Here is a 23,869-nt window from a genome sequence, read left to right as displayed (position 1 = left end):
ATGTTCACATGCGGCTTCGTGCGCTCGAACTTGGCCTTCGCCATTTCCGTGTTCCTCTCGAGTCGTGGATGGCGGCGGGAAACCCGCCCGTCCGGTAGGAGGCCGGGCGGGGTCACCCCCGCCCCGCCGCGTCAGGCGTATTTCTTCTGGATCTCCTGAGAGATGTTCTCGGGCACCGGCTCGTAATGGTTGAACTGCATCGTGAACTGCGCCCGGCCCGAGGACATCGACCGCAGCGTGTTGATGTAGCCGAACATGTTAGCCAGCGGCACGAAGGCGTTGATGACATTCGCGTTGCCGCGCGTGTCCTGCCCCTGCACCATGCCCCGGCGGCTCGTCAGGTCGCCGATGATGCCGCCCGTGTATTCCTCGGGCGTCACCACCTCGACCTTCATGATCGGCTCGAGCAGCCGGGCCCCCGCCTTCTTGAGGCCTTCGCGCATGCACATCCGCGCCGCGATCTCGAAGGCCAGGACGCTCGAGTCCACATCGTGGAACTTGCCGTCCACCAGCGCCACTTTGATGTCGATCACCGGGAATCCGGCCAGCGGCCCCGAATCCATCACCGACTTGATGCCCTTCTCGACGCCGGGGATGTATTCCTTGGGCACCGCACCGCCGACGATGCGGCTCTCGAAGGAGAAGCCCTCGCCGGGCTGGGTCGGCTCGATCTCGAGCTTCACCTCGGCGAACTGGCCCGATCCGCCGGTCTGCTTCTTGTGGGTGTAGGTGTGCGTGACCGGCATGGTGATGGTCTCGCGATAGGCCACCTGCGGCGCGCCGATATTCGCCTCGACCTTGAATTCCCGGCGCATGCGGTCGACCAGGATGTCGAGATGCAGCTCGCCCATGCCCTTCATGATCGTCTGACCGGATTCGAGATCCGTCTCGACGCGGAAGGAGGGATCCTCGGCAGCCAGACGCGCCAGGGCCGCGGCCATCTTCTCCTGGTCGGCCTTGGTCTTCGGCTCCACCGCGATCTCGATCACCGGCTCGGGGAAGGTCATCGTCTCGAGAACGACCGGCTTGTTGGGATCGCAGAGCGTGTCGCCCGTGGTCGTCTCCTTGAGACCGGCCAGGGCGATGATGTCGCCGGCGAAGGCCTCCTCGATCTCCTCGCGCTGGATCGCATGCATCATCATCATGCGGCCCACGCGCTCGCGCTTGCCCTTGGTCGAGTTGAGCATGGCATCGCCCTTCTTGAGCGTGCCCGAATAGATGCGCGTGAAGGTGAGCGAACCCACGAAGGGGTCGTTCATGATCTTGAAGGCCAGCGCCGAGAACGGCTCGTCATCCGACGGATGGCGCTCGATGTTGCGCGTCTCCGTCTCGTCGCCGGGGGCGAATCCGACATAGGCCGGCACGTCGAGCGGGCTCGGCAGATAGTCGATGACGGCATTGAGCAGCGGCTGGACGCCCTTGTTCTTGAAGGCCGACCCGGCGGTGACGGGCACGAAGGCCATGCTCAGGCAGCCCTTGCGGATCAGCTTGCGCAGCGTCGCCACATCGGGCTCGTTGCCCTCCAGATAGGCCTCCATCGCCGCATCGTCCTGCTCCACGGCCAGCTCGATGAGCTTGCCGCGCCATTCGGCCGCCAGGGACTGCAGCTCCTCGCGGATCGGCTGACGCGTCCAGGAGGCGCCCAGATCCTCACCCGTCCAGGTCCACTCCTCCATCGTCACGAGATCGACGATGCCCTCGAACTTGTCCTCGGCCCCGATGGGCAGAGCGATGGGCGCAGGGGTGGCACCGGTGCGGTCCTTGATCATCCGCACGCAGTTGAAGAAATCGGCGCCGATCTTGTCCATCTTGTTGACAAAGACGATGCGCGGCACCTTGTAGCGGTCGGCCTGACGCCAGACCGTCTCGGTCTGGGGCTCGACGCCGGCATTGGCATCCAGAAGCGCCACGGCCCCGTCGAGCACGGCCAGGCTGCGCTCCACCTCGATGGTGAAATCGACGTGGCCGGGCGTGTCGATGATGTTGAAGCGGTGACGCTCCCCCTCGCCCTTGCCGGGATCGTTGGAACGGGTCCAGAAGGTCGTGGTGGCAGCCGAGGTGATGGTGATGCCCCGCTCCTGCTCCTGCTCCATCCAGTCCATCGTCGCGGCGCCGTCATGCACCTCGCCGATCTTGTGGGACTTGCCGGTGTAGTAGAGGATACGCTCGGTCGTCGTCGTCTTGCCGGCATCGATGTGGGCCATGATGCCGAAATTGCGGTAGAGGTTCAGCGGATATTCGCGGGCCATCGTCCGATCCTCACCAGCGGTAGTGGCTGAACGCCTTGTTGGCGTCGGCCATCTTGTGGGTATCCTCGCGCTTCTTCACGGCGGCGCCGCGGCCGTTGACAGCATCGAGCAGCTCGGCCGCCAGGCGCTCTTCCATGGTGTGCTCGTTGCGCTTGCGGGCCGCATCGATGAGCCAGCGGATCGCCAGCGCCTCACGGCGCTCGGGACGGACCTCGACAGGCACCTGATAGGTGGCACCACCCACCCGGCGCGAGCGGACCTCGACAGCCGGCTTCACATTGTCCAGCGCCTCGTGGAAGGCCTCGACCGGCTCCCGGCGCAGACGGGCACGGATGCGGTCGAAGGCGGAATAGACGATGCGCTCGGCGACGGACTTCTTGCCGTCCACCATCAGGTTGTTCATGAACTTGCTCACCACCCGGTCGCCATACTTGGCGTCGGGCAGGATCTCGCGCTTTTCGGCGGCGTGACGGCGGGACATCTATCCAATCCTCACTTCGGACGCTTCGCGCCGTACTTGGAGCGGCGCTGCTTGCGGTTCTTGACCCCCTGCGTGTCGAGCACGCCGCGCAGGATGTGGTAGCGCACGCCCGGAAGGTCCTTGACGCGGCCCCCGCGGATCAGCACGACCGAATGCTCCTGGAGGTTGTGGCTCTCGCCGGGGATGTAGCTGATGACCTCGTAGCTGTTGGTCAGCCGGACCTTGGCGACCTTCCGCATGGCCGAGTTCGGCTTCTTCGGCGTGGTCGTGTAGACGCGGGTGCAGACGCCGCGCTTCTGCGGGCAGCCCTCGAGGTGCTGCGACTTCGACCGCTTGACTTGAGGCTGCCGGGGCTTCCGGATCAGCTGCTGGATCGTCGGCATGAGCCTATGTTCCCGTTCCTACCTACTGTGCCGCGGGCCCCTGAAGGGGGTCCGCATCTCCTTGCCCCGCGGCACCCGCGGAAGCACAAAAAACCCGCATCGTTCCCGCCACCTGCGGAACGATGCGGTGGGTCCCAGAGGATCGGGGCCTTGCCGGCCCGGATCGTGACCACGCATCCCTTCGGCACCCCGACGGGCGCAGCGCGCAGGACGCACCCCTCCCCCCGGAGTGCGCGCGACATAGGGGAATCCCCGGGATGTGTCAACAGCACCCCGCCGCCGACACCTCGCCGACAGCTCGCCGCGCGCGCCGGCCACTGGACGGCAGGCCCCCGCCCGTGCAGGGATGGCCGGGCCATGTCCGCTCCCGCCCTCCGCAGCCTCTGCTTCGCTGCCATCCGCGACGAAGGCCCCTTCCTTGTCGAATGGATCGCCTGGCAGCGGATGCTGGGCTTCGGACGCATCCTGATCGCCCACAACGACTGCACCGACCATTCGCCCGCCCTGCTCGCCGCCCTGGAGCGGGCCGGCTGGTGCGAAACGGTGGAACACCGCCCCGCCCCGCCCAGCCGCCCAAGACATCGGCCTATCGCGCCATCCGGGGCCACCCCGCCCTGGCCTGGGCCGAATGGATGTTCATCTGCGATGTGGACGAGTTCCTCCTGCCCCTCCGCGGCGACGGCACGCTGGCAGGGTTTCTCGCCGATGTGCCGGCGGAGGTGCTGGGCATCTGCGTGCACTGGCTGTGCTTCGGCAATGGTGGCGCGCGGTTCTGGAAGGACGGGCTGACGCATCGGCGCTTCGTCACGCGCGGCCTTCCCGGCCGCAGGATCAACGTCTTTTCAAGACACTCTTCCGCGATCCGGCCCGCTGGCGGCATCTGTCGGACCATGCCCCCCACGGCTTCGACGCGACCGATGCCCGCAGCGGGGCCGAGACGCGCCCCGGCGCCATGGTGGACGGGTCCCTGCGCCCCATCGCCCGATTCGTGACCGACCCGCCCCCGATCCGCTTCACCGAACCCGAGGACATCCGCCATGAGGGCGCCCGTCTCCATCACTATGCCATCCGCGAGGATGAGAGCTTTGCCCTCAAGCGCGGCACGCCATCGGCCTCTGCCCTCAAGGACCGCTATACCGATCACTACTACCGGATGCGCAACCGCAACGACGTGACAGACCGCACGGCCCTCGCCTTCGCCGGGCGATTCGATCCCGTCTGGCAGGCGGCCATGGCCCTGCCCGGCGTGCGACACCTGCATCATCTGTGCTGCCTCGATTACGTCGAGCGTCTCTGCCGCCATCAGGGGCGCAACCCCGCCGCGGATCCCCGCTGGCAGCATCACCGGGCCGAGGCCGACCGCGCCGCCCCCTAGCGCTCCGGATCGGACTTGTCAGGCACGGATCCGCCCCCCGGATGCGGCCCTGCAGAAGCCCGTTGCCTTTACGATTTGTTAACCGGCCCACTGATTCTTCAGTTCAATCAGAGGTTTATTCGCGCAACACCCGGCGCGCGTTGCGCGAACCATTTGTTAACCCCCCTGAGGCAGGCTGCCCCCGTCACGACCCGAGACCGGAAGCCGCCCATGCCCTGTGCCCCCATCCATCCCGCCCCATGCAAAGGGGCCCCCGCTGCCGGGGGCCCCCCGCATGGCCTGGAAGCGGGCCTGGTCGGGCCGCCTGCGCCGCGGCCGCCGTCAGTCGCGGCTGTCGGGCTCTTCGGCCAGGATGACCCCGCCGGGGCTGCCGGTCGCCTGATCCCGGGCCGCCGGCGCCGCCAGGGCGGCGGCGGCGCTGGCATCCTCGCGCCGCTGCTCGATGAGCTTGTCGTCCCGCTCGGCCGCAATCTTGCGGATGCGGGCGATGGCCCCGCCCGTGCCGGCCGGAATCAGACGGCCGACGATGACGTTCTCCTTCAGGCCCAGAAGCTTGTCGCGCTTGCCCTGCACGGCGGCTTCGGTCAGCACCCGGGTCGTTTCCTGGAAGGACGCGGCCGAGATGAAGCTGCGTGTCTGCAGGCTGGCCTTGGTGATACCCAGAAGGATCGGCTCGCCCGTCGCCGGCCGGCCGCCCCGCGCGATGGCCTTGGCATTGGCCTCGTCGAACTCGATCTTGTCGACGGTCTCGCCCTTGAGCAGGGTCGTGTCGCCCGAATCCTGGATCTCCCATTTCTGGAGCATCTGGCGGACGATGACCTCGATGTGCTTGTCGTTGATCTTCACGCCCTGGAGGCGGTAGACCTCCTGCACCTCGTTGACCATGTAGTCGGCCAGAGCCTCGACCCCCAGGATCGCCAGGATGTCGTGCGGCGCCGGGTTGCCGTCCATCAGGTAGTCCCCCTTGCGGACGAGGTCGCCCTCCTGCACGGGGATATGCTTGCCCTTGGGGATCAGGTATTCGCGCTTCTCCTGGGTTTCATCCAGCGGCTCGATGGTGATCCGGCGCTTGTTCTTGTAGTCCTTGCCGAAGCGGACATAGCCGTCGATCTCGGCGATGATGGCATGGTCCTTGGGCCGGCGGGCTTCGAACAATTCGGCCACCCGCGGCAGACCGCCGGTGATGTCCTTGGTCTTGGCGCCCTCGCGCGGGATGCGCGCGACCACATCGCCGGCCTCGATCCGCTGGCCGTCCTCGACCGACAGGATCGCGTCCACCGACATCGGATAGCTGACCAGATTGCCCGCCTCGTTGCGCAGCGGCTCGCCATCCTCGCCCAGGATCAGGATCTCGGGCTTGAGATCGCCCCCCTTGGGCACGGAGCGCCAGTCGGTGACGATGCGCTGGCTCATGCCCGTGGCGTCGTCGGTCTCCTCCTTGACGGAGATGCCCGCGATCAGGTCGGCAAAGCGGACGATGCCGCTCTTCTCGGCGATGATGGGCAGGGTGTAGGGGTCCCATTCGAAGAGCTTGGTCCCCCGCTCCACGCGTTCGCCCTCGCGGACGAAGACCTTGGAGCCGTAGCCCACCTTGTGCTGCGCGCGTTCCTGCCCCTGCTCGTCCAGGATCGCCAGGACCATGTTGCGGCCCATGACGATCTGTTCGCCCGCCGCATTGGTCAGCAGATTGGCGTTGCGGAACTGGATGATCCCCGGCTGCGAGGCATCGAGGAAGCTCTGCTGCCCGCCCTGGGCCACGCCGCCGATGTGGAAGGTGCGCATGGTGAGCTGGGTGCCCGGCTCGCCGATCGACTGGGCGGCGATGATGCCCACCGCCTCGCCGATATTGACCAGCGTGCCGCGCGCCAGGTCGCGCCCATAGCACATGGCACAGACGCCATCCTCGGCCTCGCAGGTCAGCGGGCTGCGGATCCGCATGCGCGAGATGCCGGCGCTCTCGATCAGGTCGGCCTTGCGCTCGTCGATCAGCTCGCCCGCGGCGACCAGCAGCTCGTCGCTGCCGGGGCGCAGCACATCCTCGGCCGCGACGCGGCCCAGGACCCGCTCGGCAAGGGAGGACACCACCTCGCCGTCATTGACGGCCGCCGTCGCGGTGATCGCCCGGTCGGTGCCGCAGTCCTGGATGCGGATGATGCAGTCCTGCGCCACATCCACCAGACGCCGGGTGAGGTAACCCGAATTGGCGGTCTTGAGCGCCGTGTCCGACAGGCCCTTGCGCGCCCCGTGGGTCGAGTTGAAGTACTCGAGCACCGTGAGGCCTTCCTTGAAGTTCGAGATGATCGGCGTCTCGATGATCTCGCCCGAGGGCTTGGACATCAGCCCGCGCATGCCGCCCAGCTGCTTCATCTGCGTGGTGGAGCCGCGGGCACCCGAATGGGCCATCATGTAGATCGAGTTCGGCTCGCGTTCGGCCCCGTTCTCGTCGCGGCCGGTCGCGGCGATCGCCTCCATCATGGCGGCGGTGACCTTGTCGTTGCACTTCGACCAGGCGTCCACGACCTTGTTGTACTTCTCGCCCTGGGTGATCAGGCCGTCCATGTACTGCTGCTCGAAGTCCTTGACCTGCTCGCGGGTCTCCTCCACGAGCCGCCACTTGGCCTCGGGCACCACCATGTCGTCCTTGCCGAAGCTGATCCCGGCCTTGAAGGCCTCGCGGAAGCCGGCCGCCATGATCTGGTCGCAGAAGATCACCGATTCCTTCTGCCCGCAGTAGCGGTAGACCGTATCGATGACCTGCTGCACCTCCTTCTTGCGCAGGAGGCGGTTGACAAGGCTGAAGGGCGCCTTGGCATTGAGCGGCAGGAGCGCGCCCAGCCGCAGCCGGCCCGGCGTGGTCTGCACCCGCTGCCAGACTTCCTGCCCGTCCTCGTCGATCTGCTTGATGCGCGCGGTGATCTTGGCATGCAGATGCACCACGCCGGCGGCCAGCGCCTGTTCGACCTCGTCGATGTCGCGGAACACCATCCCCTCGCCGGGCATGCCCTCGCGCTCGATGGTCGTGTAGTAGAGGCCGAGCACCATGTCCTGCGACGGCACGATGATCGGGCTGCCATTGGCAGGGGACAGCACGTTGTTGGTGCTCATCATCAGCACCCGCGCCTCGAGCTGCGCCTCGAGCGAGAGCGGGACATGCACGGCCATCTGGTCGCCGTCGAAATCGGCGTTGAAGGCCGCGCAGACCAGCGGATGGAGCTGGATCGCCTTGCCCTCGATCAGGATCGGCTCGAAGGCCTGGATGCCGAGGCGGTGCAGCGTCGGCGCGCGGTTGAGCAGGATGGGATGCTCGCGGATCACCTCGTCGAGGATGTCCCAGACCTCCGGCCGCTCCTTCTCCACCAGCTTCTTGGCCTGCTTGACGGTCGAGGACAGGCCCTTCGCCTCGAGGCGGCTGTAGATGAAGGGCTTGAAGAGCTCGAGCGCCATCTTCTTGGGCAGGCCGCACTGGTGGAGCTTGAGTTCGGGGCCCGTCACGATCACCGACCGGCCCGAGAAGTCCACCCGCTTGCCGAGCAGGTTCTGACGGAACCGGCCCTGCTTGCCCTTGAGCATGTCCGAAAGCGACTTGAGCGGCCGCTTGTTGGCCCCGGTGATGACCCGGCCGCGGCGGCCGTTGTCGAACAGCGCATCGACCGATTCCTGGAGCATCCGCTTCTCGTTGCGCACGATGATGTCGGGCGCGCGCAGCTCGATCAGCCGCTTGAGGCGGTTGTTGCGGTTGATGACCCGGCGGTAGAGGTCGTTGAGATCCGAGGTGGCAAAGCGCCCTCCGTCGAGCGGCACCAGCGGGCGCAGCTCGGGCGGGATGACGGGGATGACCGTCATCACCATCCATTCCGGGCGGTTGCCGGATTCGATGAAATGCTCGACGATCTTCAGGCGCTTGATGATCTTCTTGGGCTTGAGCTCGCCCGTGGCTTCCTTGAGCTCGGCGCGCAGCCGTTCGGCCTCGGCCTCGAGGTCGATCGCCGCCAGCATCTCGCGGATGGCCTCGGCCCCGATATTGGCCTGGAAGGCATCCGCGCCGTACTGATCCTGTGCGTCGAGATACTCTTCCTCGGTCAGGAGCTGCCCGTAGCGCAGATCGGTCAGCCCCGGTTCGGTGACGACATAGTTCTCGAAGTAGAGGATGCGTTCGAGGTCGCGCAGCGTCATGTCGAGCATCAGCCCGATGCGCGAGGGCAGCGACTTGAGGAACCAGATATGGGCGACGGGGGCGGCCAGCTCGATATGGCCCATCCGCTCGCGCCGCACCTTCTGGAGCGTCACCTCCACGCCGCATTTCTCGCAGACGACGCCGCGATACTTCATGCGCTTGTACTTGCCGCACAGGCATTCGTAGTCCTTGATCGGACCGAAGATGCGCGCGCAGAACAGCCCGTCCCGCTCCGGCTTGAAGGTGCGGTAGTTGATCGTCTCGGGCTTCTTGATTTCGCCGTAGGACCAGCTGAGGATCCGCTCCGGACTGGCCAGCGAGATGCGGATCTCGTCAAAGGCCTTGGCCGGCGTCAGCGGGTTGAACGGGTTGTTGGTCAGTTCCTGGTTCATCGCGTTCCCTTTCGGGGGAAATGGGGGGACACGGACGGCCCCGGCGGGGGGCCGTCCCGGAGGGCGGGCGGGGGGTTAGTCCTCCGCCTCCGCGTCCAGGAGCTCCATGTTGAGGCCAAGGCCGCGCACTTCCTTGACGAGCACGTTGAAGGATTCGGGGACGCCCGCCTCGAAGTTGTCCTCGCCCTTGACGATGGCTTCGTAGACCTTGGTGCGGCCGGCCACGTCGTCCGACTTGACGGTCAGCATCTCCTGCAGCGTGTAGGCCGCGCCATAGGCCTCCAGCGCCCAGACCTCCATCTCGCCGAAGCGCTGGCCGCCGAACTGCGCCTTGCCGCCCAGCGGCTGCTGGGTGACGAGGGAGTAGGGGCCGGTCGAACGGGCGTGGATCTTGTCGTCCACGAGGTGATGGAGCTTGAGCAGATACTTGACGCCCACGGTGACGGGCCGGGCGAAACGTTCGCCCGTGCGCCCGTCATAGAGCCAGGTCTGCCCCGACACGTCAAAGCCGGCGCGGATCAGCGCATCATTGACATCCGCCTCCTTGGCGCCGTCGAAGACGGGCGTCGCGATCGGCACCCCGCGGGTGACCATCTCGGCGCGCTCGATCAGCTCGCCCTCCTCCATGGCGGCGAAGGCCTCCTGATAGGCCTCCTCGCCATAGGCGAGGCGCACCGCCTCGCGCACCGGCGTCAGGTCGCCCGAGCGGCGGTATTCGGCCAGCGCTTCGTCGATCTTCAGGCCAAGGCCATGCGCCGCCCAACCCATATGGGTCTCGAGGATCTGACCGACATTCATGCGCGAGGGCACGCCGAGCGGGTTGAGGCAGAAATCCACCGGGGTGCCATCGGCCAGGAAGGGCATGTCCTCGATCGGCACGACGCGGGAGATGACGCCCTTGTTGCCATGCCGGCCCGCCATCTTGTCGCCGGGCTGGATCTTGCGCTTCACCGCCACGAAGACCTTGACCATCTTCATCACGCCCGGCGGCAGGTCATCCCCGCGGCGGACCTTCTCCACCTTGTCCTCGAAGCGCGCCTCGAGCGTACGCTTCTGCACCTCGTACTGTTCGTGCAGCGCCTCGAGGATGCGGGCATCCTCCTCCTCGGCCAGGGCGAACTGCCACCAGGCCCCGCGGCCGATCTGGTTCAGCGTCTCCTCGGTGATGGTGGAATTGGCCTTGAAGCCCTTGGGCCCCTTGACCGCCGTCTTGCCGAGCAGCAACGCCCTCAGCCGCGCATAGATGTTGCGCTCGAGGATCGCGAGCTCGTCATCGCGGTCGCGGGCGAGGCGTTCGACCTCCTCGCGCTCGATCTGGAGCGCGCGTTCGTCCTTCTCCACGCCATGCCGGTTGAAGACCCGCACCTCGACCACGGTGCCGTAGTCGCCCGGCGGCAGCCGCAGCGAGGTGTCGCGCACATCCGAGGCCTTCTCGCCGAAGATCGCGCGCAGCAGCTTCTCCTCCGGCGTCATGGGGGATTCGCCCTTGGGGGTGATCTTGCCCACCAGGATGTCGCCGGGGCCGACCTCCGCACCGATATAGACGATCCCCGCCTCGTCGAGGTTGCGCAGCGCCTCCTCGCCGACATTCGGGATGTCGCGGGTGATCTCCTCGGGACCGAGCTTGGTGTCGCGCGCGGCCACCTCGAACTCCTCGATATGGATCGAGGTGAAGACGTCGTCGCGGACGATCCGCTCGCTGATGAGGATCGAGTCCTCGTAGTTGTAGCCGTTCCACGGCATGAAGGCGACGATCACATTCTTGCCGAGGGCGAGCTCGCCCCGGTCGGTCGAGGGACCGTCGGCGATGACCTCACCCTTCTTCACGACATCGCCCACCTTCACCAGCGGCCGCTGGTTGATGCAGGTGTTCTGATTGGAGCGCTGGAACTTGCGCAGACGGTAGATATCAACGCCCGGATCGCCCACGGCCAAATCCTCGGTCGCCCGGACGACGATGCGCTGGGCATCCACCTGGTCGATGACGCCGGCACGCCGCGCCACGATCGCCGCCCCGGAATCGAGCGCGACCTTCGCCTCCATGCCGGTGCCCACAAGCGGGGCCTCGGCCTGGAGCAGCGGCACCGCCTGACGCTGCATGTTCGAACCCATGAGCGCGCGGTTGGCGTCGTCATTCTCGAGGAAGGGAATGAGCGCCGCCGCGACCGACACAAGCTGCTTGGGGCTCACATCGATCAGGTCCACCTGCTCGCGCGGGGCCAGAAGATATTCCCCGCCCTGCCGGGCATTGACCAGCTCGTTGGCCAGCATCCCGTCCTCGGTCAGCTCGGCATTGGCCTGCGCGATGGTGTGGCGCATCTCCTCGGTGGCGGACATGTAGACCACCTCGTCGGTGACCTTGCCGTTGCGCACCCGCCGGTAGGGCGTCTCGATGAAGCCGTACTTGTTGACCCGCGCGTAAGTTGCGAGGCTGTTGATGAGCCCGATATTCGGGCCTTCCGGGGTCTCGATCGGGCACATGCGGCCGTAATGGGTGGGGTGCACGTCGCGCACCTCGAAGCCCGCCCGCTCGCGCGTCAGACCGCCGGGCCCCAGCGCCGACAGACGCCGCTTGTTGGTGATCTCCGACAGCGGGTTGGTCTGGTCCATGAACTGGCTGAGCTGGCTGGAGCCGAAGAACTCCCGCACCGCCGCCGCTGCCGGCTTGGCGTTGATGAGCGCCTGCGGCATCTCGGTATCGATGTCCACCGAGGACATCCGCTCCTTGATGGCCCGCTCCATGCGCAAGAGGCCGATGCGATACTGGTTCTCCATCAGCTCGCCGACCGACCGCACCCGGCGATTGCCCAGATGGTCGATGTCGTCGATCTCGCCCTTGCCGTCGCGCAGCTCCACCAGGGCCTTGACGCAGGCCACGATGTCCTCGCGGTCGAGCGTGCGCTGCGTGTCGGGCTTGTCCAGCGCCAGACGCATGTTCATCTTGACCCGGCCGACGGCGGACAGGTCATAGCGCTCCTTGTCGAAGAACAGGGTGTCGAAGAGCGCGCTGGCCGCCTCCACGGTCGGAGGCTCGCCGGGACGCATGACGCGGTAGATCTCCATGAGCGCGGTCTCGCGGTTCATGGTCTTGTCCGCGGCCATGGTGTTGCGGATGTAGGGACCGACATTGACATTGTCGATGTCGAGCACCGGGATCGTCGTGATCCCCTGATCGAGCAGCAGCTTGACGGTGCCGCCCACCAGCTCGCCATCGCGGTCGAGCTCCATGGTCAGCTCGTCCCCGGCCTCGACGAAGATCGCCCCCGTCTCCTCGTCGATGATGTCCTCGGCGACATAGCGCCCCTGGATCGACTGGAAGGGGACGAGCAGCTCCGTCACCTTGCCTTCATCGATGAACTTCTTGACCATGCGCGGCGTGACCTTGTCGCCGGCCTTGACGATCACCTCGCCGGTGGCGGCATCGATGAGGTCATGCGGCGGCCGGGTGCCGCGCACGCGTTCGGGGAAGAAGCGCGTCACCCATTGCCGCGTCCGCGGCTCGAGCCGGAAGTCCACCTTGTCGTAGAAGGCGGACATGATCCCTTCCTGATCGAGACCCAGCGCATAAAGCAGGGTCGTCACCGGAATCTTCCGGCGCCGGTCGATGCGGGCATAGACCAGATCCTTGGCGTCGAACTCGAAATCGAGCCAGGAGCCGCGATACGGAATGATCCGGCAGGCAAAGAGAAGCTTGCCGCTGGAATGCGTCTTGCCCTTGTCGTGGTCGAAGAACACGCCGGGCGAGCGGTGCATCTGCGAGACGATGACGCGCTCGGTGCCATTGATGATGAAGGTGCCGGTGGGGGTCATCAGGGGCATGTCGCCCATGTAGACCTCCTGGTCCTTGTAGTTCTTGATGGTCCGGGCGCCGGTGACCTCGTCCACCTCGAAGACGATCAGGCGCAGCGTGACCTTCAGCGGCGCCGCATAGGTCATGTCGCGCCGCTGGCATTCCTCGACGTCGTATTTGGGCTTCTCGAGCTCGTAGCGGACGAATTCGAGCCGCGCGGTCCCGTTGAAATCCTCGATCGGGAAGACCGACTGGAAGACGCCCTGAAGGCCCTCGCCGTCGCGGGGCGTATCGCCATCGCCCGAGCGCAGGAACAGGTCGTAGGACGACTTCTGGACCTCGATGAGGTTCGGCATCTCCAGGACTTCCCGGATCTTGCCGTAGTTGCGGCGGAGTCGCTTCTGGCCGAGAACGGACTGGGGCATGAGGCGCATCACCCTTCATGTGCCTGCGTCCTCCCGGCCGCCGGGGCCGCGGCGGGAGGTCCGCTCACAGGGGAATCGCCGGGGATCCATCCGCGACGGCCGTCCCACGGGCCGCCCCTCGATCCATCCGGCCGATCCGGAAGGACACCCCCGCAGGGGTGCCCGTCAGGAACGGCCGGGCCGGGGCCGCGCAGGATCCCTCCTGCAGCAACCCCAGCCCCATGTCCCCGCCCCGCGAAGGGGCGCTGCCGAAGATCAGGCCAGCTCGACCTTCGCGCCGGCTTCCTCGAGCTTCTTCTTGATGGCCTCGGCATCGGCCTTGGAGACACCCTCCTTGACCTTGCCGCCCGCCTCCACGAGATCCTTCGCCTCCTTGAGGCCAAGGCCCGTGATCGCGCGCACTTCCTTGATCACGTTGATCTTGTTCGCGCCCGCGTCCTTCAGGACGACGTCGAACTCGGTCTTCTCCTCCTCGGCGGGGGCTGCCGCAGCGCCCGCACCCGGAGCCGCCGCCACCATCACCGCGCCGCCGGCAGCCGGTTCGATGCCATACTTCTCCTTGAGGATGGTCTTGAGCTCCTGGGCTTCGAGGAGCGTGAGGCCGACGATCTGCTCGGCCAGCTGGTTGAGATCAGCCATTGTGGTCCGTCTTTCCGTTCAGGTTGGGTTCCAGAGCCCGGGCCCGCATGGCCCGGGGCCATCCGCCGCTCAGGCGGCCGCCTTCTCCTCGAGGGCCTTGAGGATGCCCGCGATGGCCGCGCCCGGCCCGCCGATCGCGCCCGCCAGATTCGCCGCCGGGGCACCGATGCACGCCACGACCGAAGCGATGAGCTCCTCGCGCGACGGCATCCCTGCCACGGCCTTGACACCGGCCGGGTCGAGAGCCGTGCCGCCCATCGCACCCCCCCAGGACCACGAACTTGTCGTTGGTCTTGGCATAGGCATCGACCACCTTGGCCGCAGCCACGGGGTCTTCGGAATAGGCCAGCACGGTCATCCCCGAGAGGAGGCCGGCGATGCTGCCGCTCGGCTTCCCCTCCAGGGCGATCTTGGCGAGCCGGTTCTTGGCCACACGCAGGGAGCCGCCCGCCTCGCGCAGACGCGCGCGCAGCTCCTGCATCTGGGCAACCGTCATGCCTTCGTAGCGGGCGACCACCACGACGCCAGAGCTTTCGAAGATCCGGCCGAGTTCCTCGACCACCTTCTCCTTCTTGGCTCTATCCACGGTTCCTCTCCAAGTTGGGGGTTTCCCCCGGCTCAGTCTGCAGGGCCCTGGAAGGGCCCCGCGTTCGGGTCCTTACGGGAACCCGAGCCATCGCCCGAAGGGGCGGAACCCCTTTCGGAAAGTCAGGTCTCGTGCCCCGTCTCGGGAAGGACTTAACGGGGTTGCCCCCTGCCCTCCGTCTCGGACAGGACGGGAGGGAATCCCCCCCCGCCACACCCCGCCGCTCGCGCCGCGGGGATTTCGGTTCAGGCGTTGCCGGTGGCCGAAGCCACATCCACGGAAACGCCCGGCCCCATCGTCGAGGCAATGGAAACCTTCTTCAGATAGGTGCCCTTGGCGCCCGCAGGCTTGGCCCGCTGGACCGCCTCGACAAAGGCCCGGATGTTCTCGGCCAGCTTGTCGGCGGCAAAGCTCACCTTGCCGACACCCGCATGCACGATCCCGGCCTTCTCGACCTTGAACTGCACCTGACCGCCCTTGGCCGCCCGCACCGCCTCGGCCACATCGGTCGTCACGGTGCCGAGCTTGGGATTCGGCATCAGGTTGCGCGGCCCGAGGATCTTGCCCAGCCGGCCGACGATCGGCATCATGTCGGGCGTGGCGATGCAGCGGTCGAAATCGATCCGCCCACCCATCACCTCCTGCATGAGATCCTCGGCCCCCACGATGTCGGCCCCGGCCTCCCTGGCCTGATCGGCCTTCTCGCCACGGGCGAAGACGGCCACGCGGACCGTCTTGCCGGTGCCGTTCGGAAGGGTGACGCTACCGCGCACCATCTGGTCCGCATGGCGCGGATCCACACCGAGATTGACGGCCACCTCGACCGTCTCGTCGAACTTCGCCGAGGCATTCGCCTTCACGAGCTCGACCGCCTGTTCCAGGGGAAGGTTCTCCTTCCCGGCGAAGGCAGCGCGGGCTGCACGGATTCTCTTGCCGACCTTTGCCATCGCTCAGCCCTTCACCTCGATCCCGATGGACTTCGCCGAGCCCAGGATGGTCCGCATCGCCGCCTCGACATCGATCGCGTTGAGATCCTTCATCTTCATCTCGGCGATCTGCCGCACCTGGGCGAGGGTGACGGTCCCCGCCACCTCCTTGCCGGGCTTGCTCGACCCCTTCGGACGGTTCCGCTTGCCCACCGGCTTGAGCCCAGCCGCCTTCTTGAGCAGATAGGAGGCAGGCGGCGTCTTGAGCTCGAGGGAGAAGCTCTTGTCGGCGTAATAGGTGATGATCACCGGCACCGGCGAGCCGGCCTCGATGTCGGCCGTGCGCGCGTTGAACTCCTTGACGAAGGCCATGATGTTGATGCCGCGCTGACCCAGCGCGGGACCCACCGGCGGAGAGGGATTCGCCTGCTGCGCCTTCACCTGCAGCTTCAGCGACCCGATGACTTTCTTGGCCATGAGCCGTTTCCTTGTCTGTGGGGCCCAGGGCCCCGGACCATCTCCCCGCACGGCGCGCCGCCGGGGCCTTTCGTGGCGCGGTACGGGTCAGGGACCGCGGCCCCCTCCCCTCCCGCAGGGATCCTCAGGAGAGCTTTGTCACCTGAGAGAATTCCAGATCGACCGGCGTCGCCCGGCCGAAGATCGACACCGACACCTTGAGGCGCTGATGCTCGTCATCCACCCCCTCGACGATGCCGTCGAAATCCTCGAACGGGCCGTCATTGACCTTCACCTTCTCGCCGATCTCGAAGCGGATCAGGTTGCGCGGCGCCTCCTGCCCCTCGGCGACACGACGCAGGATCCCGTTCACCTCCTCGTCGCGCATCGGCACCGGCCGCCCCTGCGGCCCCAGAAAGCCGGTCACCCGGTTGATCGACGTCACGAGATGCTGCGTCTCGTTCGTCAGCTCCATATGGACCAGCACATAGCCGGGCATGAAGCGGCGCTCGCTGGTGACCTTCTTGCCGCGGCGCATCTCGATGACTTCCTCGGTCGGCACGACGACTTCGTCGATCCGATCCTCGAGCCCCTGCTCCCTGGCCTTCTGGCGGATCTGCTCGGCGATCTTCTTCTCGAAATTCGAGAGGACCGAGACCGAATACCAGCGCTTCGCCATGTCCGCCCACACCCATCGTCACGGGGATGCCGCCCCCGCCTGCTGCGACAAGAATACGGACCAGGGGCCGCGAATCGCCGCGCCCTCGTCCGTCCCCGTAAAGCCCGGTTCCTTACCCCCCCGGGGGCGGGGATGCAAGAGCCCTGAGGACGCCGATCAGGAGCCGAAGATGGACAGGATCCCTGTCAGGCCCCAGCGAATCGCCAGATCGACCAGGCTGAAGAACACCGCCGCCAGCGCCGCAAGCAGCAGCACCATCGCCGTGGTCAGCGTGACCTCGCGCCGGGTGGGCCAGACGACCTTGGCGATCTCGGCCCGAGTCTGCTGGATGAACTCGATGGGATTGACGGCCATGAGGGCGCCTCCTGCGCAGGGGCCGGTCTGCAGGGTCCGGCCGGGCGAGGGGGGGCATACGCAACCCCCCCCTGCGGGTCAAGACTGCCGGCATCACGCCGCCATGACGGGGCGGGGAGGACAGGGGCGGGGAGCGCGGCAAGACCCGCCAGGGCCGTGTTAACGATCCGGTCATTGTCCCGTTGCCGGACGGCCTGTCGCCGCCTACAGGGTCACTCATGCAGACCCTTCGTATCGGCACCCGCGGTTCCCCTCTGGCCCTTGCGCAGGCCCATGAGGTGCGCGACCGCCTGATGGCGGCGACCGGCTGGCCGCCGGAGGCGTTCGAGATCGTCGTCATCCGCGTCACCGGCGATGCGGTGCAGGACCGCCCGCTGTCCCAGATCGGCGGCAAGGGCCTGTTCACCAGGGAAATCGAGGAAGCCCTGCTGGCCGGAACCGTGGACATCGCCGTCCATTCGATGAAGGACATGCCGGTCCTCCAGCCCGAAGGCCTCGTGATCGACTGCCTCCTGCCGCGCGAGGATCCCCGCGACGCCTTCGTGACCCTGACCGGCCATGCCGGTCCCGCCGATCTGCCCGAAGGCGCGACCGTGGGGACATCCTCGCTGCGCCGCCGGGCCCAGCTTCTGGCCCGTCGGCCCGATCTCACCGTCGTGGACTTCCGCGGCAATGTGCAGACACGGCTGTCCAAGCTGACTGCGGGCGTCGCCGAGGCCACCTTCCTCGCGCTGGCCGGCCTGCGCCGGCTGGGTCTTGCGGACAGGGTGCCGGCCCGGCCGATCCCGCCCGAATCGATGCTGCCGGCCATCGCTCAGGGCGCCATCGGCGTGGAGCGCCGCACCGGGGACGGCCGGACCGCCGAGATGCTGGCCCTGATCCACGACCGGGAGACCGGCCTGCGGCTGGCGGCCGAACGGGCCTTCCTCGCCGCCCTGGACGGATCCTGCCAGACCCCGATCGCCGGACTGGCAGAGCTCGACGGCGACCGGATCCGCCTGCGCGGCGAGATCCTGCGCCCCGATGGCAGTCTGGTGCTGGCCGACGACGCCACGGCACCGGCCGATGACGGCGCCGATCTGGGGCGCGTCATGGCCTGCCGCCTGCTGCGCGAGGCCGGCCCCCGCTTCTTCGACTGAGGCCGCCGGCTGAGGGCCGCCGGCCGGGCCCCGTCGAGCGGGCGCCATCAGGCGGGGGGCAGCACCTTGCCGGGGTTCAAGAGGCCCGCAGGATCGAGCGCCGCCTTGACCGCCCGCATGACATCCAGGGCGACCGGATCCTTGAGGGCCGCCATCGAGGACCGCTTCGCCAGGCCGATCCCGTGTTCGGCCGAGAAGGACCCGCCAAGGGCGACCGCCGTCCGATCCACCATCGCCCGGATGGCCTCCATCAACCCTTCGTCATCGCGCGTGGGATAGACGGAATAATGCACATTGCCGTCGCCCAGATGGGCGACGACGAAATCCTCGGCCGCCGGATCCAGGGCCTTCAGGCCGGCCCGCACCTCGCGCAGGAAATCCTCCACCCGGTCGAGCGGAAGCGCCACATCCGTATCGACAAAGGGATGGCGGCCATGCGTGATCTCGGCCGCGGCCTCGCGCCGCGCCCAGATCTCGCGCCGCTGGGCCTCGGACCGCGCCACTGCGGCATCGAGGACGAGACCCTCTTCCATTGCACCGGCCAGGACAGCCTCCACCGCCTCGACGAAGGGGATCGTGCCGTCCGGTCCCGGCTCGGCCTCGCGCGCCACGGTCGTGGCGGCCTCGATCATCACATTGTGTTCATAGGCCCTGGCAAAGGGCTCGCGCGCGCCGGGGATGCGGGCCAGATGGGTCTGCACATAATGGCGGGGCATGTATTCGAAGGCCTCGACCCCGCCGCCCGTCTCCTCATCGAGCCGCCGCAGGAGCGTCAGCGCCGCCGGGAGCGAAGGAACCGCGACCATCGCGGTGGCAAAGGCGCGCGGCCGGGGGACAAGCTTCACCGCTGCCGCGGTGATGACGCCCAGCGTCCCTTCGGCGCCCATGAACAGATGACGCAGGGCATAGCCGGTGTTGTCCTTGCGCAGCTCTGACATCAGGTCGAGGATCCGCCCATCGGCCAGCACGACCTCGAGCCCCAGCACCAGATCGCGCGCCTGACCGAAGCGCAGGACGTTCGACCCCCCGGCATTGGTCGAAAGCGCCCCGCCCAGCATGGCCGATCCCCGGGCACCGAAGGTCATCGGAAAGCGCAGGTTCACCTCTTCCGCTGCCGCATGCAGGGTGGCGAGGACAACCCCTGCCTCTGCCACGGCCAGGCGCGCCTCCGGCCGGATCGCACGGATGCGAGCCATGCGGTCGAGCGAGAGCACAAGCGCGCCGGGCGCATGGGTCGCCCCTGTCAGCCCGGTCCGCCCGCCCGCGGGAACGACGCGCAAGCCTGCACGATGGGCGATCGACAGGATCCCTGCCACCTCGGCGGTCGAACCGGGCCGCGCGACGGCGAGAGGCTCGCCCCGATAGGCCCCGGTCCAGTCCACGGCCCAGGGGGCCGCATCCTGCCCGGCCAGCAGGTTTCCCGCCCCCACGACCGCTGCGATCTCGTCCAGAACCGCCATTGCCCCACGCCTTCCCTGATCTTCCCCGATCCCTGCTGCTGCTGCCGCGCAGGCCGCATCGCGCGTTCCTCCTGCCCCGGATCGGCAGCAGCTGGAAGCCCCCCAGTTGACGCCGCCCGAGAGCGGCCTTAAGTGCGGGCCCGTGGCGGAGTAGCTCAGTTGGTAGAGCAGCGGAATCATAATCCGCGTGTCGGGGGTTCAAGTCCCTCCTCCGCTACCACCCGAACCCCCTGCCCCCGAACCCCCTGCCATCGTTCCATCCCGCCACGCGGTCAGGCATCGCGGCAGACCCTCCCTCGTCCAGGGCCATACGGGGGGGAAACGGCCCATCCTGCCGGCGCCATCCGACGGCCTCCCGGGGCATGGAGGGCGACATCGTCCGGCGCATGCGACAGGGCCGCTCCCCGATGGAGGCCGCCCCCAAGAGCCGCCCGGGGCGGTTCCAGAGTCCCGATGCGGGGGCACAAGGCCTCGGCAAGGCCGGCGATGGGCGAGGCCCGCGATGGGGTGATGCTGGGGGTGAAGATGGTGGGCCGTGCAGGTCTCGAACCTGCGACCTACTGATTAAGAGTCAGTTGCTCTACCAGCTGAGCTAACGGCCCCCTGCCCGGCCACCTAGGCCCGTCGCGCGGCGGGGTCAAGGGGGCACTGGAAGCGGAACCCGTCCGGCGCTATGTCCGGCGCGCGATGTCCCGGACCCTGTTCCCCTCCGGCCTGCGCTTTGCGAAGATGCACGGGCTCGGCAACGATTTCATGGTCATCGACGCCCGGGATGCCCCCGGCGAGCGTCCTGTCCTGCCCGCGCCCGAATCGGTGCGCGCCTGGGCGGACCGCCGCCGGGGCGTCGGCTTTGACCAGCTGGCCGTGATCGAGCACGACGACCAGGCCGATTTCCGCCTCCTGTTCTGGAACGCCGATGGTTCGACCTCGGGCGCCTGCGGCAATGCCACACGCTGCATCGCCCGCGCCGAAATGGACCGGACAGGCCGCGATCGGCTGACCATCGCCACCGGGGGCGGCCTGCTGCAGGCGCGCGACGAGGATGGCCGGACAGCGGTCAACATGGGTCACCCCCGCACCGGCTGGCAGGAGATCCCCCTCTCGCGCGAGGCGGACACCCTGTGCCTGCCGCTGCCGGGCGAACCCGTCGCCTGTTCGATGGGCAACCCGCACTGCACCTTCCTGGTCGCAGACGCCGAAGCGCCGGACCTGTCCGTCCTCGGCCCCCAGACGGAGCATCACCCCCTGTTCCCCGAGAGGACCAATGTGCAGCTCGTGCAGGTCCTGGCCCTGGACAGGCTGCGTGTGCGGGTCTGGGAGCGCGGAGCCGGGATCACGCCGGCCTCGGGCACCTCGTCCTGTGCGGCGCTCGCGGCCGCCCATCGCCGGGGGCTTGCAGGACGCCGGGCCACGCTGGTGCTCGACGGCGGCGAACTGCACGCCTCCTGGGAAGAGGACGGGATCTGGCTTTCGGGGCCTGCGGCCCATGTCTATTCGGGGGTGTTCCCATGACGTCATCCCCCGGCCCCGGCGCACCTGTCTTCGCCACGCTCGGCTGCCGCCTGAACCTCTGGGAGACCGAGGCGATGAAGACGCTCGCCGCGCAGGCGGGCGTGCGGGATGCCGTGGTGGTCAACACCTGCGCGGTGACCGCCGAGGCCGTGCGCAAGGCGCGACAGGAGATCCGCCGCCTCGCGCGCGAGCATCCCGGCGCCCGGATCGTGGTGACCGGCTGCGCCGCCCAGACCGAACCCGAGACCTTTGCCGCGATGCCCGAAGTGTCGCTGGTGCTCGGCAATGCGGACAAGATGCGGCCCGAAGCCTGGGCCCGCCTGGCCCCCGACTTCATCGGCCGGACAGAACGCGTCATCGTGGACGACATCATGTCCGTGCGCGAAACCGCCAGCCACCTCATCGATGGCTTCGGCACACGATCGCGCGCCTATGTGCAGGTCCAGAACGGTTGCGACCATCGCTGCACCTTCTGCATCATCCCCTTCGGGCGCGGCAATTCGCGTTCCGTCCCGGCCGGCGCCGTGGTCGATCAGGTCGCCCGTCTGGCCGACCGCGGCTTTGCCGAGGTCGTCCTGTCGGGTGTGGACCTGACCAGCTGGGGCGCCGATCTGCCGGGCACGCCGCGCCTGGGGGATCTGGTTCTCAAGGTGCTGCGCCATGTTCCCTCTCTCGCCCGCCTGCGCCTGTCCTCGATCGATTCGATCGAGGCCGACCCGAAGCTGATGGAAGCCCTGGCCACCGAGCCGCGGCTGATGCCTCATCTGCATCTGTCGCTGCAGCCGGGCATGATCTCACGCTCAAGCGCATGAAACGCCGCCATCTGCGGGAGGATGCCATCCGCTTCTGCGAGGAGGCCCGGCGCCTGCGTCCCGACATCGTCTTCGGCGCCGATCTGATCGCCGGCTTTCCGACCGAGACAGAAACCATGTTCCAGGGCACGCTGGACCTGATCGACGACTGCGGGCTGACCTGGCTCCATGTCTTTCCCTTCAGCCCCCGCAAGGGCACGCCCGCCGCCAGGATGCCCCCCGTCCCGGCCCCCGTCATCCGCGAACGCGCCGCCCGCCTGCGTGAGGCCGGAGAGCAGGCCGCCCGCCGCCATCTCGAATCCCGGATCGGACAGACCCTCCGGATCCTCATGGAGACCCCGCGCACCGGCCGCACCGAACAGTTCGCCGAGGTGATCCTGCCCGCCGATCAGCCCGCCGGCGCCCTGATCGAGGCGCGGATTGCCGGGATCGAGGGGGGACGGCTTCTGGCCGCCTGACTCTCACGAGGGCGGAGCACGGGACGGGGGCAGCCGCAGGGTGGATCGGGGCTTCACACCCCCCGCCGCTGCATGGAATGGTCGGTCGGGTGGGTGCATGGGCCCTGCCCCCATGGCACGAAGCGAGGCCGGCCTGATGAAGCTGCTGATGTCCCCCCTCTCTCCCTATGCGCGCAAGGTGCGCGTCCTGATCCGCGAGGCGGGACGCGAGGCCGAGGTCGAGGAGCTGGCCGTGCAGACCAGCGCCCTTGCCACCGATCCGACGATCCCGCCTTACAACCCGACGGGGCGTATCCCCGTTCTGGTCCGCCCGGACGGGCCGGCCCTGTTCGACAGCCGCGTGATCTGCCGCTTTCTCGATGCGCGCTGGTCGCTGGGCCTCTATCCCGAGCCCCGCCTGTGGGAGGTCCTGACGCTCGAGGCCCTGGCCGAGGGCATCCTCGATTCGGCCCTGCTGATGGCCTACGAGATCCGCCTTCGCCCCGAGGAACGCCGCTTTCCCGACTGGATCGAGGCGCAGTGGTCGAAAATCGCCCGCGCCCTCGACAGCATCGAGGGCCGCTGGCAGTCCCACCTCGCTGCGCCATTCGACATGGCCCAGATCGCGCTGGCCTGTGCCCTGGGCTATCTGGACTTCCGCCATGACGCGCGCTGCTGGCGCGAGGGCCGCCCGGGGCTTGCCGCCTGGGAGGCCCGGCTGCGCGACAGGCCGAGCCTGGCAGCAACGCGGCCGCAGTGACAGGGGCCGGCAGCGAGCCGGCCGGACAGGCCTGTCCCGTTCAGGCCACCATGGCTTCGGCCGCGCGCAGATCCACGCTGACCAGCTGGCTCACCCCGCGTTCGGCCATCGTCACCCCGTAGAGGCGGTCCATCCGGGCCATCGTCACCGCGTGATGCGTGATGACGAGAAAGCGCGTCTGCGTGTCCCGCGCCATGGCATCGAGAAGGTCGCAGAAACGGCCCACATTCGCATCGTCGAGCGGGGCATCCACCTCATCGAGGACGCAGACCGGGGCCGGGGCGACCAGGAACACCGCGAAGATGAGCGCAAGAGCCGTCAGCGTCTGTTCCCCCCCCGACCAGCAGCGACAGCGTCCCCAGCATCTTGCCGGGGGGCTGTGCCATGATCTCCACCCCGGCCTCGAGGGGATCGTCCCCCTCGACAAAGGCGATCCGTGCCTCGCCCCCGCCAAAGAGAAGACGGAACAGGCGGCCGAACTCGGCATTGACCCGATCGAAGGCCGCAAGCATCCGTTCGCGTCCCTCGCGATTAAGGGTCTGGAGGGCGCGCCGCAGCTCGGCCACGGCCGCGGACAGATCCGCGCCCTCGCGCTGCAGGGTTTCCGCCTCTTCCGCAAGGGCCCGCGCATCCTCCTCGGCGCGCAGATTGACGGCCCCGATGCTGTCGCGCCTGCGCCGCAGCGTCTCGATGCGCGCGCGCAGATCCTCTTCCCGCGGCAGGGCCTCGGGCCGCCCTCCCAGCCGGTCGAGCAGCGCCGCCGGCCCCTCGCCGGTGCCTTCGGTCAGCGCCAGCAGGGCGGAGGCCAGACGTTCGGCGGCGGCCGCGCGGGCGGCCTCG

16 protein-coding genes, 2 tRNA genes and 4 pseudogenes are annotated in these 23,869 nt (G+C 68.0%); 8 read left to right on the top strand and 14 right to left on the bottom strand.

What is annotated here, in order from left to right; genetic code table 11:
• Positions 1–131: 131 nt before the first annotated feature.
• The 3 genes from fusA to rpsL are packed head-to-tail and all read right to left on the bottom strand — an operon-like array spanning position 132 to position 3,113.
• Positions 132–2,249, bottom strand: a complete 2,118-nt coding sequence (fusA, locus tag RUTHE_RS12345; protein ID WP_021098771.1) for an elongation factor G — start codon at positions 2,247–2,249, stop codon at positions 132–134.
• 10 nt (positions 2,250–2,259) lie between these two features.
• Entirely contained in the window at positions 2,260–2,730 is a 471-nt protein-coding gene (gene rpsG, locus RUTHE_RS12340) for a 30S ribosomal protein S7 (protein WP_021098770.1), read from the bottom strand.
• Between the two features lie 11 nt (positions 2,731–2,741).
• Entirely contained in the window at positions 2,742–3,113 is a 372-nt protein-coding gene (rpsL, locus tag RUTHE_RS12335; protein WP_021098769.1) for a 30S ribosomal protein S12, read from the bottom strand.
• Between the two features lie 6 nt (positions 3,114–3,119).
• Between rpsL and RUTHE_RS18405 the strand changes: the two are divergent.
• The 3 genes and pseudogenes from RUTHE_RS18405 to RUTHE_RS17660 all read left to right on the top strand — a co-directional run.
• Positions 3,120–3,608 (top strand): annotated as a pseudogene (locus RUTHE_RS18405) (hypothetical protein); the annotation flags it as partial.
• A 38-nt stretch (positions 3,609–3,646) separates the two neighbouring features.
• Positions 3,647–4,105, top strand: coding sequence for a hypothetical protein (locus tag RUTHE_RS17665; RefSeq protein WP_021098768.1), 459 nt, complete (start codon positions 3,647–3,649; stop codon positions 4,103–4,105).
• The gene (locus RUTHE_RS17660) at positions 4,102–4,488 is read left to right on the top strand and encodes a hypothetical protein (RefSeq protein WP_245542237.1); all 387 of its coding nucleotides are present in this window, start codon (positions 4,102–4,104) and stop codon (positions 4,486–4,488) included. The genes RUTHE_RS17665 and RUTHE_RS17660 overlap by 4 nt, the downstream gene beginning before the upstream one ends.
• Positions 4,489–4,809: 321 nt before the next feature.
• On the opposite strand, the gene rpoC is transcribed toward RUTHE_RS17660, so the two are convergent.
• The 8 genes and pseudogenes from rpoC to secE all read right to left on the bottom strand — a co-directional run bounded on the left by rpoC (position 4,810) and on the right by secE (position 16,909).
• Complete coding sequence (rpoC, locus tag RUTHE_RS12325) at positions 4,810–9,054, bottom strand: DNA-directed RNA polymerase subunit beta' (RefSeq protein WP_021098766.1); 4,245 nt, start codon at positions 9,052–9,054, stop codon at positions 4,810–4,812.
• 75 nt (positions 9,055–9,129) lie between these two features.
• Entirely contained in the window at positions 9,130–13,269 is a 4,140-nt protein-coding gene (rpoB, locus tag RUTHE_RS12320) for a DNA-directed RNA polymerase subunit beta (protein ID WP_021098765.1), read from the bottom strand.
• Positions 13,270–13,524: 255 nt separating this feature from the next.
• Entirely contained in the window at positions 13,525–13,908 is a 384-nt protein-coding gene (gene rplL / locus RUTHE_RS12315; protein WP_021098763.1) for a 50S ribosomal protein L7/L12, read from the bottom strand.
• A 69-nt stretch (positions 13,909–13,977) separates the two neighbouring features.
• Positions 13,978–14,494 (bottom strand): annotated as a pseudogene (gene rplJ / locus RUTHE_RS12310) (50S ribosomal protein L10).
• Positions 14,495–14,739: 245 nt separating this feature from the next.
• Positions 14,740–15,441, bottom strand: coding sequence for a 50S ribosomal protein L1 (gene rplA, locus RUTHE_RS12305; protein ID WP_021098761.1), 702 nt, complete (start codon positions 15,439–15,441; stop codon positions 14,740–14,742).
• Between the two features lie 3 nt (positions 15,442–15,444).
• The gene (gene rplK, locus RUTHE_RS12300; protein ID WP_021098760.1) at positions 15,445–15,897 is read right to left on the bottom strand and encodes a 50S ribosomal protein L11; all 453 of its coding nucleotides are present in this window, start codon (positions 15,895–15,897) and stop codon (positions 15,445–15,447) included.
• A gap of 124 nt (positions 15,898–16,021) precedes the next feature.
• Positions 16,022–16,555, bottom strand: a complete 534-nt coding sequence (gene nusG, locus RUTHE_RS12295; RefSeq protein WP_021098759.1) for a transcription termination/antitermination protein NusG — start codon at positions 16,553–16,555, stop codon at positions 16,022–16,024.
• Positions 16,556–16,711: 156 nt separating this feature from the next.
• Complete coding sequence (gene secE / locus RUTHE_RS12290; protein ID WP_021098758.1) at positions 16,712–16,909, bottom strand: preprotein translocase subunit SecE; 198 nt, start codon at positions 16,907–16,909, stop codon at positions 16,712–16,714.
• A 218-nt stretch (positions 16,910–17,127) separates the two neighbouring features.
• Between secE and hemC the strand changes: the two genes are divergently transcribed.
• Positions 17,128–18,048 carry a hydroxymethylbilane synthase gene (gene hemC / locus RUTHE_RS12285; RefSeq protein WP_021098757.1) on the top strand — a complete coding sequence of 307 codons (921 nt, stop codon included), beginning with the start codon at positions 17,128–17,130 and terminating at the stop codon, positions 18,046–18,048.
• A 47-nt stretch (positions 18,049–18,095) separates the two neighbouring features.
• Here hemC and RUTHE_RS12280 read toward each other — a convergent pair whose 3' ends face one another.
• Positions 18,096–19,508: an FAD-binding oxidoreductase gene (locus RUTHE_RS12280; RefSeq protein ID WP_021098756.1), complete on the bottom strand. Its 1,413-nt coding sequence runs from the start codon at positions 19,506–19,508 to the stop codon at positions 18,096–18,098.
• Between the two features lie 144 nt (positions 19,509–19,652).
• On the opposite strand from RUTHE_RS12280, the gene RUTHE_RS12275 reads away from it, so the two are divergent.
• Positions 19,653–19,728 (top strand) — tRNA-Met (locus RUTHE_RS12275).
• Positions 19,729–20,034: 306 nt separating this feature from the next.
• Here RUTHE_RS12275 and RUTHE_RS12270 read toward each other — a convergent pair.
• Positions 20,035–20,110: transfer RNA gene (locus RUTHE_RS12270), tRNA-Lys, on the bottom strand.
• Positions 20,111–20,195: 85 nt separating this feature from the next.
• On the opposite strand from RUTHE_RS12270, the gene dapF reads away from it, so the two are divergent.
• The 3 genes and pseudogenes from dapF to RUTHE_RS12255 all read left to right on the top strand — a co-directional run bounded on the left by dapF (position 20,196) and on the right by RUTHE_RS12255 (position 23,029).
• Entirely contained in the window at positions 20,196–21,020 is an 825-nt protein-coding gene (gene dapF, locus RUTHE_RS12265; RefSeq protein ID WP_021098755.1) for a diaminopimelate epimerase, read from the top strand.
• Positions 21,017–22,290: pseudogene (gene mtaB, locus RUTHE_RS12260) on the top strand (tRNA (N(6)-L-threonylcarbamoyladenosine(37)-C(2))-methylthiotransferase MtaB). The gene dapF and the pseudogene mtaB overlap by 4 nt, the downstream one beginning before the upstream one ends.
• A 136-nt stretch (positions 22,291–22,426) precedes the next feature.
• Positions 22,427–23,029 carry a glutathione S-transferase gene (locus RUTHE_RS12255; RefSeq protein ID WP_021098752.1) on the top strand — a complete coding sequence of 201 codons (603 nt, stop codon included), beginning with the start codon at positions 22,427–22,429 and terminating at the stop codon, positions 23,027–23,029.
• 40 nt (positions 23,030–23,069) lie between these two features.
• On the opposite strand, the pseudogene RUTHE_RS16485 reads toward RUTHE_RS12255, so the two are convergent.
• Positions 23,070–23,869, bottom strand: a pseudogene (locus tag RUTHE_RS16485) (chromosome segregation protein SMC); the annotation flags it as partial.

It is taken from the genome of Rubellimicrobium thermophilum DSM 16684 (assembly GCF_000442315.1).
Classification (GTDB): Bacteria; Pseudomonadota; Alphaproteobacteria; order Rhodobacterales; family Rhodobacteraceae; genus Rubellimicrobium; species Rubellimicrobium thermophilum.
Note: the sequence above shows the minus strand (reverse complement) of the source record. Positions and strands in the feature narration are given on the sequence as shown.